Consider the following 13,323-nt stretch of genomic DNA (forward strand, 5'->3'; position numbering starts at 1 on the left):
TTTCAATTAATATTATCCCACACAAATTGGTGTTTTCTGTTGCAAAATTGTAAAAATATTTTTAAGGTAAAATTTTACAATCAAATGGATTTTACACTTCGATTTAAAAGGGTATATTAAATTTGAATATTAAAATTTTCTAAAAGGAGTGGCTCAAAAAATGAGATATATTGTAATTGGGGCTGTTGCAGGCGGGATGACAGCTGCAATGAAGATAAGGCGAAACGATGATAAAGCCGAGATTGTTGTATACGACAGGGACACAGACATATCATATTCTGGCTGTTCACTGGCTTATTATATTTCAGGTGTTATAAAGGACAGAAAAAGCATTGTTCCAAGGGATGCTGAGTATTTTAAAAAGTTCAATGTGGATGTGAAAACAAACCATGAAGTATTGAAAGTGGACACCAAAACAAAGTCGGTTGTAGTAAAAGACCTGTTAACAGGTGTCAGCTTTGAAGACAGGTTTGACAGGCTCATAATCGCAACAGGGGCAAGAGCTGTTTTACCACCTGTTAAAGGTGTGAATTTAGATGGGGTGTTTGTTCTCAGAAATGTAAAGGATGCTGATAGAATAAAAGAGTATATTGAAGTAAAAAAACCTGAAAAAGCCCTGATTGTAGGTGGTGGGTATATAGGACTTGAGATGGCAGAGGCATTTTCTGCCTTGGGTCTTAAGGTTTTGATTGTTGAAAAACAGGATAATATACTGCCAAATCTTGACAGTGATATGGCAAGGCTTGTTGAGGAATATCTTTTGCAAAAAGGAATAGAAATCAAAAAAGGCACATCTGTAGTTGAGATAAGAGAAAGCGCAGGCTTCAACAAAGAAGCAGTTTTAAGTGACGGCACAAAGGTTTTGTGTGACATTGTTTTGATTTCTGTTGGTGTTAAGCCAAATACAGAGTTTTTGAAAGACTCTGGCATCCAGCTTTTACAAAATGGTGCCATAAAGGTTGATGAGTATATGCGAACAAACATAGAAGGTATCTTTGCAGCAGGCGACTGTGCCGCTGTGTATTTCAAGCTAAATGGCAGAACCATGTATGTACCCCTTGGCTCAACAGCCAATAAGATGGGCAGAATTGCAGGAGAAAACGCAACAGGTGGGAGTCTTAAGTTCAACGGGATTCTGGCTACATCTATTTTCAGGGTGTTTGATCTGACAGTTGCGCAAACGGGATATACAGAAAAGATGGCAGAGCAGGATGGTATTGAATATGAGGTCGGGCATATAACAAAGCCACATATAACCCAGGCTTTTCCCGGTGCTGAGAAGATGACCATAAAGGCACTTTGTGAACTGAGCTCGCGCAAAATCATAGGTGCGCAGATTGTCGGGACAAAAGGTGTTGACAAGAGAATTGATGTTCTTGCAACTGCCATATATTCGGGGCTTACGGCAGATGACCTATTTCAGCTTGATTTGGCATATGCACCACCATTTTCATCTGCAAAGGATCCAATTCACTATGTTGGCATGGTTATGTCAAACTTCCTTGATAGGAAAAAGTTTAACTGCACACAGGAAAAGCTTCTTCAGAAGATGAAAAACGGTGAAGATTTTATTGTGCTTGATGTGAGAACACCTGAGCAGTATCAGAAGAAACATATAAAGGGCGCAATCAACATTCCGCTTGAAATGATATATCAAAATATGAACCAGCTTCCAAAAGATAAGCCAATAATTGTATACTGTAACAGCGGTGTTAGTTCAAACATAGCACAGAATATTTTGCAGCAAAACGGGTTTAGAAAGGTATACAATCTTTCTGGTGGAATATCAAATGTAACCCTTCCAGAACTTCTTGAAGTGGATGAAGAGTAGGGTGTGAGGCAAATAGACCTTACACCTTTTTCTTTTTTGCCAATAATTTAAAAAAGATTGCCCATACAAGTGCTACCAGAGCAGCCACAGCACAAATTGCAGCCCAGAAGAGTCTCATATCTTTTTTGTACAAAAAGCTAAAGAAGTTAAATCCGTACCAGTAGAAATATACATAAAAGGTAGCCCAGATTGTATCACCGATAAACGATGAGATTGCATATTCGTAAAAGTTCATCTTGCTAATTCCTGCCAGGAAAATAATAGGTGTGCGCGGTATGCCAATTATTCTTGCAACCGGGACAGCAAATATTCCATACTTTACAAAAAAATTGTTGACAGAGCTCAGAGTTTCTTTCTTTATTTTCAGCAATTTTTCAAAGAAATTTACAATTGAATTTCTGCCGGTTCTCAAAAGCAGATTGATAATAAGATTTCCACACAGGTTTCCAAGAGAAATTAGCATAATAAGTGCAAAGGGACTGTATTTTTTGAGATTTAAAAGTGCAACCGCACCAAGATAAGCTATCTGGGTTGGGAAAGGTATTCCAAGCCCTTCAATCAACAGAATCAGAAATATTCCTGCAGCAGTGTATTCATAAACAAGATATTTCAAAAAACCAATCATTATTTACATCATCTCTCTTTTAAAAGAGTCTTTTCATATATCTATTTTAGTCCTGTTTTGATAGAATAAACAGAGAAAATTAAAAGTTCAAAGTGTGAATGGAGAAGTTATTGAGTAAAACTTAATAAAATTTATGTATAATATGTGGGCAAAAGGTACAAAATTCTAATAAGAAAGATGTGAAAGTCAAGAAAATTTCTTGACTTTTCATGTTATTTGACAAAAAAATTTTTTTAAATTAAAATAACAGAGAAGTTTTGAAGAAAAAAATTCCATTTTATGGGAGGTTGATTATGAATATTCTCAGGTGCCTTGTGGCAAAGCCAGGGGACATAAAGAAGCTTATCCTTGCCTTTGTCATTGTATTTGTCCTGTCCATCCTGCTTGGCGCAATGACAGCACAGGCACTGATAAAAGAGGTAAGTGTGACAATCGACGGGAAGACCTTTTATTATAAAACAATCAAGTCAACAGTAAGGGAAGTTTTAGAAGAAAATGGAATTAATGTGACCGGGGATGATTATGTTAGCCCTGCTCTGGACTCAAAAATTGACGAGGATACTAAAATTGTTATAAAAAGAGCTTTTGAAGTAAAGATTCTGGCGGATGGCAGTGAAAAGGTGATATATATCCCGGCTGGTACAGTTGAAGATGCTATCAAAAAAGCGGGCATAACGCTTGGAAAAGCAGACAAAGTAAATTTACCACTGTCCCAGATTCTGGACAAACCCACTGTGATAAAAATTACACGCGTAAGTGAGAAGGTAATAGTTGAAAAACAAAGCATACCATTTTCTACAATAACAAAGACAAATTACAGTATGGATTATGGTAAACAAAAGGTTGTTCAGCAGGGTCAGAATGGAGTGCTTGAGAAAACATACAGGGTTGTTGTGGAAGATGGGAAAGAGATTGAAAGAAAGCTGATAGCTCAGAAGATAGTAAAAAGTCCAAAGCCAAGAATTGTTGAAGTTGGAGCAGTAAAGTGGTTCAAGACCTCAAGAGGTGAAATTGTAAGATACAAAAAGGTCTACACTATGATTGCAACAGCATATACTCTTTCACCAAGCGACACAGGGAAAAAGCCTGGTCATCCTGACTATGGCAGAACCGCAACAGGGCACAGGGTTAGACGTGGTGTTGTTGCGGTTGACCCGCGTGTGATTCCACTTGGCACAAGGCTTTATGTTGAGGGGTATGGATTTGCAACCGCTCTTGACACAGGTTCGGCAATAAAAGGCAACAGGATTGACGTATTTGTTGAAAAGGATGCGTACAAATTTGGTGTGCGACGTGTAAAAGTTTATGTGCTTGCAAACTGAAAACTACTTTATAAAATATTCTATGCCTCCTTGACAAAAAAGGGGGCTTTTTATTGTTCTTTATGCTACAGAGCAATTTTCAAAAAAGCTGGTCTTATGGACAGGATTTTTTTCAATTGCAATTTTCAAAAGTTCAATTAAAATTATGTGATGAAAAATCCAGAAGAGAATTTTTTATTGAAAGACAAAAGGGGGCGCAAGATACTTTTATGTTTAAGCTTCAGAGAGTGACAGACAAGCCTGTGCTAAGACCTAAAAAAGAGAATGAATGGGAAAGAGCAGCGGTTTTCAACGCAGCTGCTATATATCACAGAGGGCTATTTCATCTGATGTACAGAGCCACCAATATTCCGCCTCACCGGGATTATGGAGAGTATGTCTCAACAATTGGATATGCAGTTTCAACAGACGGTATTAACTTTTACAGATTTGACAGGCCTGTTATGGTGGCTGAAAATGACCAGGAGAGAAGGGGAATAGAGGATCCGAGGATTGTTGAGATTGACGGGACATTTTACATGACTTATACCGGCTTTGGTGGAAGATATGATGGCGATTTCAGGATAATGATTGCAAAGTCCAGCAACTTAATAAAATGGGAAAGAATAGGAGTTGCGCTTGATGAACCCAACAAGGACGCAGCTCTTTTCCCCGAGAAAATAAATGGCAGGTTTGTGATGTTCCACAGGAGATATCCCAACATGTGGCTTGCATTTTCAGATGATCTGATTCACTGGACGGACCATGTGCAGATACTTACAGTGAGAGAAAATTCATGGGAGAGCAACCGAATAGGCGTTGCAGGACCGCCAATCAGGGTCAGGTTTGGATGGCTTGTCATATACCATGCAGCTGACAATAAAAATGTGTACAGGCTGGGTGCTGTGCTGCTTGACCCCAAAGACCCCACAAAAGTATTATCAAGGTTTTCTGAGCCAATATTGGAACCGGAGCTTTCATGGGAAGTTAATGGATACATACCAAATGTGGTTTTTAGCTGCGGTCATGCAGAGGTTGGCGATGAGGTCTGGGTATATTATGGTGGAGCGGATACTGTGATTGGAGTTGCAAAGTTCAACAAAGAAAGGATAAAATTCGATTGAAAAATTGGGGTAAAAAGTGTTAAACTCAAAGATAGAAAATATCCCTGGTTGAAAAAGAAGGGTGAAAAAGTGAAGGCAGCAGTATTTTACGGTCAAAGGGATTTAAGGGTAGAGGAAATGGAATTGCCGGTGCTAAGGGAAGGCGAAATTCTGGTAAGAGTCAGGGCATGTGGAATATGTGGAACAGATGTGCATATATTCAATGGTGCGGAAGGTTCTGCAAAAGTCACGCCCCCTGTTATTCTGGGGCATGAGTTTTGCGGGGAAGTGGTTGAGACAAAGAGTTTGCTCTTTAGAGTAGGCAACAAGGTGAGCATTGACCCGAATATTTACTGTGGAGTGTGCAAATTCTGTAGAAGTGGAAAGGTTCAACTCTGTGAAAACTTATTGGCACTGGGTGTGAATCTAAACGGTGGCTTTGCAGAATATGCTGTGGTTCCTGAAAAGCAGGCGATATTGTTTGAGGATATAAGCTTTGAGGAGGCAGCACTGGCAGAGCCCCTTGCGTGCTGCCTCCATGGAATTGAAAAACTTGAGTTGAAAGCCACCGATAAGGTACTGATAATTGGTCTTGGTCCGATTGGGCTTACCATGCTTGAAATTTTGAAATTGCATGGTGTTGATAAAATCTACGGGTATGAGATAGAAGAATTCAGAAAAGAGGTAGCCAGAGCTCAGGGTATAAAAGATATAATTGATGCCAATGATGATTCTAAATTTGACATTGTGATTGAATGTGCGGGGACAAAAGAGAGCATTGAAATGGCGTTTGAAAAGCTTGAAAAAGGTGGTCAGCTGCTTGTATTTTCTGTTCCGTCTCCGAGAACAGAGGTTTTTATAAAGCCTTTTGAGATGTTCAGAAAAGAGGCAAGGGTTTACTGGTCGTTTGTAAATCCGTTTACGCAAAGGCTTGCAGTTGAACTTCTTGAAAGCAAAAAGATTAATTTAAAGCATCTGATAACTCATAGGATTTCACTGGGAGAGCTTTTTCAGGCTCTGAGTGGAAAATATGAAAGACAGCTGAAAGTGATTGTTCAGCCTTGACGGGAAAAAATATTTAGGTTATAATAAAAGATGTAAGTTTTAAGTTACACGGAGAAGTACTCAAGTGGTGAAGAGGCGCCCCTGCTAAGGGCGTAGGTCGGGTAAAACCGGCGCGAGGGTTCGAGTCCCTCCTTCTCCGCCATTTTAAAGGCAAATAAGTGAAGAGTTTAAAGATAAAAATATAACCTCTTCAACAAGCAAAAGAAGAGGTTATATTTTTTTGGGCAGAATTACCCTGAATGTTGTGTATCCTTCTTTTTCATGTTTATCGTAGTTTTTGTACTCTGAAAAGACCTCAATCTGCCCGCTGTATTTTTCAACCGTGGACTTTACAATGAAAAGACCTAATCCGGTTGAATTTTTTGTTGAATATCCAAACTCAAATATCTTTTCTTTTTTGCAGTCCTCAATGTATGAACCCGAGTTTGTAATGACAATTTCAATTTGACTGCCTGTGTCATTTATTTCAAAGAGCACATATTTTGAAAGTGAGCACGCAGCATAATAAAAAGCGTTGTCAATCAGGTTACCGCAGATATTTATGAGGTCCATCGAGTCAAACCTTAGATTGCTAAAATCTACGCTGGAATGAAACTCAAAATTTATATCGTATTTTTGAGCCAGAGAACTTTTTGCAAATATCAAAGCTGAGAGCTCTGCACACCCGAGCCCGTAAAACTTTGAAGTACTTTTCAAATTTTCGCTGATTTGTTCGATATAATGTGCAGCGTCATCGTATTTTCCAACACAGATTAGTCCCCAGATTATCTGTAGATGGTTGTTGAATTCATGCCGCTGAGCTCTCAGGATATTTATAAAATTGTCAAGCGATTTTATATTGTCTTTATAAATCAGGGTTGCCTTGAGTATGCTGATTGCCGAAAAGAGAATCTTAACAGTAAATAGATTCAAAATTGCAAGCAGAGTAAATGAATACACAACAAGTATTCTCTGCCACAAAGGAATTTTAATGTGTTTTATAAGTTCTGTGTTGATAAAATAGATTGAGTATATGAGCAGGAATATAATCAGAAGTAGTAGAAAAAGCACCGCAAGCCAGAACTTTGTCTGTTCATTTTTCTTCATAACCGGCTTCATTCCTTTTTTCAGATGTAGTTAAAAGGAGTTTACAGATATCACAGAGAAAATATTTCTTATTTCTGACAACCAGCAGCATGATACTCATGATTGTTATTTCTATTATCAGCGTAATGATGTCGCAGATTAGGACAGATGGTGTAATTGACAGATTATAAGCTATGGTGCTGATTATTGAATATCCACCAAACTTCAGCGCAAGACATAGTGATTGCGAAATCAACCCCAGAATGATACCATATAAGGGTAGAAGTTTTAGATATAAGATATATAAAAGTATGAGGCAAATGGTCATAAGGATTAAACCAAGCATCAGATTAATACCATTGTTGAACACAATAGTATCCCACAGTGCCTGTATAAAACTTACCACCAGTATCTTTTTGGAGCTATAGGATATACCAAAAAGACTCAAAATCAAGCTTACAAGGAAAAACACTTTCAGAAAATAGAGTGGATAAAGCACTATGTATGCCATCATTTTTTGAATCCTCTGCTTTACAAAGTATTCTATATGAATATTATATATTTTATTTGAACTTTATTCAAAATTTTTGTATCGATATGGGGGTAAAAGCATGAAGTTTTACAAGATAGATATTTCTCACAAAAGAATTTTTGAAGAGTATTTTAAAGCTTTTCAACCGGAGATTGCTGACCTGACGTTTACAAACCTCTTTATGTGGGACCCTTTTTACGATATTAACTTTTCAGAGGAAGATGAATTTTTATTAATCATGGCAAAGCCATACAATCAGCCACCGTTTTTACATGGCCCTGTTGGAAATAATATTGATAAACTTCCAAATGTGATTGAAAAAGCAAAGAGGTACTTTGAAGATAATGGTTATAAGTTCATGATAAAAAGAGCATCCAGAAAGACCATCGATATGCTGACTCAATGCGGTATGAAATTTGAAAGCGTGTTTGAAAGAGACCTATCTGACTATGTCTACAGGGTTGACGATCTGGTTCAGCTGAGAGGCAAAAAGTACCATGCAAAAAAGAACCATATAAACAAGTTCCTGCGACTCTATGGCGAAAGTTATGAGTGGAAAAGGATTGATGATGAAATTGTCAGGCTTTGCTGGGATTTTGAGTGTGAATGGTATGAAAAGAGAAACGGGAAGGATGATATTGGGCTTACATTCGAGAAGCTGGCTATTAAAAAAGCCATAAGGTTTTTTGATAAGCTTTCATATCAGGGCATGGTAATTTTTATTGATGGGAAAATAAAAGCATTTACTTTTGGTGAGCCTCTGAATCAGAATACAGTGGTTATTCACATTGAAAAGGCTGACCCGGACATAGAAGGGCTTTATACTTTTATTAACAATAAATTTCTGGCGGAGTTCTGGCAGGACTTTGAATTTGTCAACAGAGAAGAGGACCTGGGTAGGGAAGGTATAAGAAAAGCAAAGATGTCTTATCATCCATGCAGGTTTGCCGAGAAATATACAGTGCTTTTTGATTAACACCAACAAAAGGCTTTAACAGAATGTTAGAAATTTAAAAAAGAGGCTGTCCAAAAACAAAATTTTAAAATTTCACTCAGCAATAAAAAAATTAAATAAGTTGTAAACTATACATCATAAAAAGGGGACTATCCAATTAACTTTTGGACAGCCCCTTTTTAGTTTTCACACACTCAGCTGTTTGTTTTTGTAGTATATTATTCTCAGGCCCTCTAAGGTCAATATGGGATTTACAATCTGGATTGTTTTTGATTCCTGGGCAATGAGCCTTGCAAGCCCTCCGGTTGCTATAACTTTTGCGTCCATTTCGTTCATCTCTTCCCTGATTTTGTTTACCATAAAGTCAACAAGTCCCACGTATCCATAGATAATACCTGACTGCATTGCATGGACTGTATTTTTTCCGATTACTGCTGGTGGCTTTTGAAGTTCTATTCTGTGAAGTCGGCTTGCATGAGAAAAAAGTGCCTCTGCCGAGATTTTAATACCCGGCGCTATTGCCCCGCCTAAGTATTCTGACTTTGCAGAAAGAGCACAAAATGTTGTTGCAGTGCCAAAATCAATTATGACTGCGGGTCCACCGTAGAGTTCATTTACCGCAACTGCATTTACAATCCTGTCTGAGCCAACTTCTTTTGGATTTTCGGTTTTGATATTAAGTCCGGTCTTGATTCCCGGTCCAACAACAATTGGTGTGCACCCAAAATACTTTTGCACAGCCCTTTCAAATGAATACATTATTGGTGGCACAACCGATGAGATTATCACATCCATAATCTCATTGGCTAAAATTCCATTGTAGCCGAGCATCTGTGTCATCAGGATTCCAAACTCATCTGCAGCCTTTTCCTTGTCTGTCTTCATCCTGTAGCTTGCAAGCAGGTCTTTTCCTCTGTAAACTCCAAAAACAATGTTTGTATTGCCAATATCAACAACCAGAAGCTTGTCTTTCATTTCAAATTTCACCTTGATTTCAAATTTTTATTCTACCACAACAGCAGTGCCGGTTACAGATACCATAAGCATGCTGCCCTTGGCACCCAGGACTTCATAGTCTATGTCAATTCCCACAACTGCATTTGCTCCAAGCAAAGCAGCCCTGTTTTGAAGTTCCTGCAAAGCTTCCTCTCTTGCCCTGATTAGCTCGTTTTCATAGGTACCGGACCGTCCACCAAATAAGTCTGTAATGGATGCAATAAAGTCCTTTACAAGGTTTATACCAACAATGACCTCGCTGCTCACAATTCCTTTGTAGTCCACAATTTTCTTGCCTTCAATTGAAGGGGTTGTTGTAATTATCATTGTTTAAAATACCTCCTTAAAATTCAAACTCAATATCCGAAAGTCTCTTTTTGAGCTCTTCCATTACTCTGATTTCGTCCTCCGGCGTTTTTGCCTCAAATGTGACAGAAAATCTTACAAAATGCCCTGCATCATCCCACGGCACAGTTGATATACACTTTTCTGTTATTAGGTATTCGGAAAACTCCTCAGCACTTTCAAATCTTCTTCCGCCTTTTATTCCTTTTGGGATCTCAACATACAGGTAGAATGACCCTTTTGGCTTTTGTGCATCAAATCCGAGTTCTCTTAACGTCTTTACTAAAAGGTCATGGCGGCGTGAATATTTTTCATTTATTTTCTCGGTGATCTCAGGATGCTCTAAAGCGTATATTCCTGCTTTCTGGATTGCCTTGAACTGACCAGAGTCGTTGTTGTCCTTGACAGCGGCGAATGCCTTTACCACAAGTTCGTTTCCGGCAACAAAAGCAAGCCTCCAGCCGGTCATGTTGTATGCTTTGGAAAGTGAGTGGATCTCAACACCCACCTCTTTTGCACCGTCAACAGATAGGAAAGACAAAGGTTTGTAGCCGTCAAACACAAGGGCTGCATATGCGGCGTCATGTACCACTATGATATTGTTCTTTGCAGCAAATTCAACAACCTCTTCAAAAAATTCCTTTGTTGCAACAGCACCGCAGGGGTTGTTTGGATAATTCAAATACATTAGCTTTGCTCTTTTTCTGATATCCTCCGGGATTGAAGACAGGTCAGGCAAAAAGCCATTTTCTTTTAAAAGCGGAACATTGTAAACCTCTCCACCCAGCCACTTTGTAATTGTGCCAAGCACAGGATAGCCCGGTACTGTCATGATAGTCACATCACCGGGGTTTATAAATGCATATGGCAAAAGCGCCAGAGCAGACTTTGAACCGATTGCATGGTTTACTTCTGTATCCGGATTTATGCCTTTTACTCCATACACTCTTTCTAAATACTTTGCAGCTGCCACTTTGAACTCATAGATTCCATTGTCGGCATATCCTCTGTTTTCGTCCTTTCCGGCTTCATATGCCAGTGTGCCAATTATACCCATGTCAGCCTTCTCATCGGGCTCACCAACACCCATATCAATTAGCTCCATATCCGGATGAAGCTCTTTTGCCTTGGCTTTTGCTCTTTTAATTTTCTCAAATTTATACAGCACTGTTTCTTTGCCAAATTTGCTTCCACCAATTCTCTCAGCAAACATATTTTGTACAAAACTTTCCATTTTTTAAAACCCGCCTCCTTTATGAAATATGCAATTTTAAAAAACATTATCATTGTTTTAAAAATCCTGCTTATTTCTATGTTAATGATTATGCAAATGAAAATCAAGCAAAAGTTTATAAAAATTAATTACATAAAAGTTTATTTATAGAAATAAAAAGCTGCAAGAGAAATCTTTCCCTTGCAGCCGGAGATTCTACAGGAACAATATCTGCTCAAAGTTATCTTTCAACCTTAGGCATAGGTGAAAGAATTGATGGATTGTTTGACCTTGCTCTTATTAGTATTGCCTCTAAAAGACCTCTGTTCTTGTGTGGTTTTTCTGTGCATGCGATTATATCCTCATGTGGCAGGTTGTTGATTCTGTCATTCATTGCCCTTATTGCATCAATTGAGTTTATAACAGCTCTTTCAACCGGCATTCTCTCAGGATTTATATCAATTCCAAAGTATCCTCTGTAGCCATACATCTTCATAACATAAAGTGCTGCCTCTGCCTGCTCAGGTGAGATAACACCAACGTTTAAGTCCTGGTCGTAATTTCCGAGTGGCTGGCTGTTCCAGTGTGTATGGTAAAGCTTACCATACTCAAGTGCAAGAGAAAATGCATAAGCTAAGTCTTCAAATCCCATCAGAACATGACCAACCTCAGGATTGAGACCTACCAGAGAGTCATTCTCCAAAATCTTCTTGTTTTCCGGGTTTTGCAGCAATTTTTCAACCTTTTGTGCAAGAAGTATGCCTTCGCCGGTAAGACCATAAATGATTCTTCCTCTTGGCTCGTATGGTTTTGGCTCTATTGCAACCTTTACGCCCGGCACAGCATCCATTGCCTCTGCAATGCCTTCAGCGAATCTGTCTCTCATCCTGATAAAGTCAATTCCGAACTGGTTTTCATAGCCATCTCCGCCGGGCCAGATAATACAGAATTCACAATCAAGCTCTTTGTTGAGCATCAAAGATGTTTTTAATCTCTCTATAGCCTTTTTTCTTACCTCTTCAATAGGTGATGCAAGTGAAGAAAATTCGAAATCGCTTTCGTAAAACAGATTTGGAATCACCGACAGAATTTTTATGCCCGTGTCCTTTGAGAACTTTTTGTAGAGGTCCAGGTTGTCTTCGTTGATTTCGTTCGGATAGTGAGCCTCCACAGCACAAACACCGTAGTCTTTCAGTTTTGCTATAATTTCAAGTCTTTCTTCAATTGTCTTTTTCTCACCAAGTGGTGCATGGAATCTGCTTGGATGATCAGAAAAGTACCAGATTCCTACAGAAAATTTCAGGTCAAGTTCAAATGTTTTTAAATGTTGAATCAACTCTTCAATACTTCTTCTCTTCATTTGATAACCTGTGTTTTCAAGCATAGTCCAAAACCTCCCTTTTTCTATGTGAATTTTTAATTACCACCTTTTTTAGTTTGGCTTTTTGATAAAGCCAATATTCTCAAGCCACTTTTCACACAGCTCTGTCCACTTTTCAACAAAGGGTATGCCCCTGGCAAGGCCAAGTCCATGTTTTCCATGTGGAAATATGTGAAGTTCAAAAGGCACATTGTGCTTGCTCAGAGCCATGGCAAATAAAAGAGAATTTTCAACCCGGACAGAGCCATCGTCAGCTGTGTGCCACAAAAAGGTTGGCGGTGTGGAGCCTGTTACCATGTTGTGGGTAGAGAGTGTCCAGATTAAAGCCGGATCAGGGGATTGCCCTAAAAGAGCTTTTCTGGAACCCTCATGTGCAAACTCTGCCATGCTGATTACCGGGTAGCACAGGACCATGCAATCCGGTCGACATGACACTCTTTCAACAGGGTCGGGATTCTTTCTGTCACCTTCATCAAAGAGTGTTCCGACAATTGAAGCCAAGTGCCCGCCGGCTGAAAATCCCAGAACACCAATCCTTTTTGGGTCAATATTGAAACTTTTTGCGCTGTATCTTACAAGTCTTACAGCTCTTTTTGCATCAAAAGAAGCAGCAGGGTATCTGTAGGGTGAAACTCTGTAGTGCAGAACAAATGCTGAGATTCCAATGCTGTTCAGCCACTTTGCAACCGGGATAGCTTCATGTTCTGCTCTGTGTGTGTATCCACCGCCTGGAAAAACAATTATACATGGGTTTTGGGTGCCATTTTCAATCAAATATGGCTCTAAGTATGGAACAAAAGCATGTTGATCATCATAAAGTGGGATGTTATCCTGCCACAAAGGAATCATGAACCCGTTTTCACCCTTTTATCAACTAAAATATTACAAAATAATCATACCATTAAAATTTA

13 protein-coding genes and 1 tRNA gene are annotated in these 13,323 nt (G+C 38.9%); 6 read left to right on the plus strand and 8 right to left on the minus strand.

What is annotated here, in order from left to right; genetic code table 11:
* The first annotated feature begins 160 nt into the window (after positions 1–160).
* A complete protein-coding gene (locus OTK00_RS02245) occupies positions 161–1,831 on the plus strand; it encodes an FAD-dependent oxidoreductase (protein WP_045170412.1) in 1,671 nt (556 codons plus the stop codon).
* Between the two features lie 19 nt (positions 1,832–1,850).
* Here OTK00_RS02245 and OTK00_RS02250 read toward each other — a convergent pair whose 3' ends face one another.
* Entirely contained in the window at positions 1,851–2,456 is a 606-nt protein-coding gene (locus OTK00_RS02250; RefSeq protein ID WP_045170411.1) for a DedA family protein, read from the minus strand.
* A gap of 293 nt (positions 2,457–2,749) precedes the next feature.
* Here OTK00_RS02250 and OTK00_RS02255 point away from each other — a divergent pair, with 293 nt between their 5' ends.
* The 4 genes from OTK00_RS02255 to OTK00_RS02270 all read left to right on the plus strand — a co-directional run bounded on the left by OTK00_RS02255 (position 2,750) and on the right by OTK00_RS02270 (position 6,067).
* Entirely contained in the window at positions 2,750–3,778 is a 1,029-nt protein-coding gene (locus tag OTK00_RS02255; RefSeq protein WP_045170410.1) for a ubiquitin-like domain-containing protein, read from the plus strand.
* A 209-nt stretch (positions 3,779–3,987) separates the two neighbouring features.
* Positions 3,988–4,881, plus strand: coding sequence for a glycoside hydrolase family 130 protein (locus tag OTK00_RS02260; RefSeq protein ID WP_045170536.1), 894 nt, complete (start codon positions 3,988–3,990; stop codon positions 4,879–4,881).
* Between the two features lie 69 nt (positions 4,882–4,950).
* Complete coding sequence (locus OTK00_RS02265) at positions 4,951–5,925, plus strand: zinc-dependent alcohol dehydrogenase family protein (protein ID WP_045170409.1); 975 nt, start codon at positions 4,951–4,953, stop codon at positions 5,923–5,925.
* 50 nt (positions 5,926–5,975) lie between these two features.
* Positions 5,976–6,067 (plus strand) — tRNA-Ser (locus OTK00_RS02270).
* Positions 6,068–6,135: 68 nt separating this feature from the next.
* Here OTK00_RS02270 and OTK00_RS02275 read toward each other — a convergent pair.
* A complete protein-coding gene (locus OTK00_RS02275; protein ID WP_045170408.1) occupies positions 6,136–7,011 on the minus strand; it encodes a sensor histidine kinase in 876 nt (291 codons plus the stop codon).
* On the minus strand, positions 6,998–7,504 hold the full coding sequence (locus OTK00_RS02280; protein ID WP_045170407.1) for a hypothetical protein: 507 nt from the start codon (positions 7,502–7,504) through the stop codon (positions 6,998–7,000). Before OTK00_RS02280 ends, OTK00_RS02275 begins: the two co-directional genes overlap by 14 nt.
* Before the next feature lie 97 nt (positions 7,505–7,601).
* Between OTK00_RS02280 and OTK00_RS02285 the strand changes: the two genes are divergently transcribed.
* On the plus strand, positions 7,602–8,498 hold the full coding sequence (locus OTK00_RS02285) for a DUF2156 domain-containing protein (protein WP_045170406.1): 897 nt from the start codon (positions 7,602–7,604) through the stop codon (positions 8,496–8,498).
* A gap of 165 nt (positions 8,499–8,663) precedes the next feature.
* Here OTK00_RS02285 and OTK00_RS02290 read toward each other — a convergent pair whose 3' ends face one another.
* From OTK00_RS02290 to OTK00_RS02310, 5 genes are all read right to left on the minus strand, one after another.
* Complete coding sequence (locus OTK00_RS02290; protein ID WP_045170405.1) at positions 8,664–9,452, minus strand: type III pantothenate kinase; 789 nt, start codon at positions 9,450–9,452, stop codon at positions 8,664–8,666.
* Between the two features lie 27 nt (positions 9,453–9,479).
* On the minus strand, positions 9,480–9,800 hold the full coding sequence (locus OTK00_RS02295; RefSeq protein WP_045170404.1) for a heavy metal-binding domain-containing protein: 321 nt from the start codon (positions 9,798–9,800) through the stop codon (positions 9,480–9,482).
* Positions 9,801–9,816: 16 nt separating this feature from the next.
* On the minus strand, positions 9,817–11,052 hold the full coding sequence (locus OTK00_RS02300) for an LL-diaminopimelate aminotransferase (protein ID WP_045170403.1): 1,236 nt from the start codon (positions 11,050–11,052) through the stop codon (positions 9,817–9,819).
* A gap of 220 nt (positions 11,053–11,272) precedes the next feature.
* Positions 11,273–12,415 carry a TIM barrel protein gene (locus OTK00_RS02305; RefSeq protein ID WP_045170402.1) on the minus strand — a complete coding sequence of 381 codons (1,143 nt, stop codon included), beginning with the start codon at positions 12,413–12,415 and terminating at the stop codon, positions 11,273–11,275.
* Between the two features lie 48 nt (positions 12,416–12,463).
* Complete coding sequence (locus tag OTK00_RS02310; protein WP_045170401.1) at positions 12,464–13,261, minus strand: alpha/beta hydrolase; 798 nt, start codon at positions 13,259–13,261, stop codon at positions 12,464–12,466.
* Positions 13,262–13,323 lie beyond the last annotated feature (62 nt).

This window comes from Caldicellulosiruptor morganii (assembly GCF_026810225.1).
GTDB lineage: Bacteria > Bacillota > Thermoanaerobacteria > Caldicellulosiruptorales > Caldicellulosiruptoraceae > Caldicellulosiruptor > Caldicellulosiruptor morganii.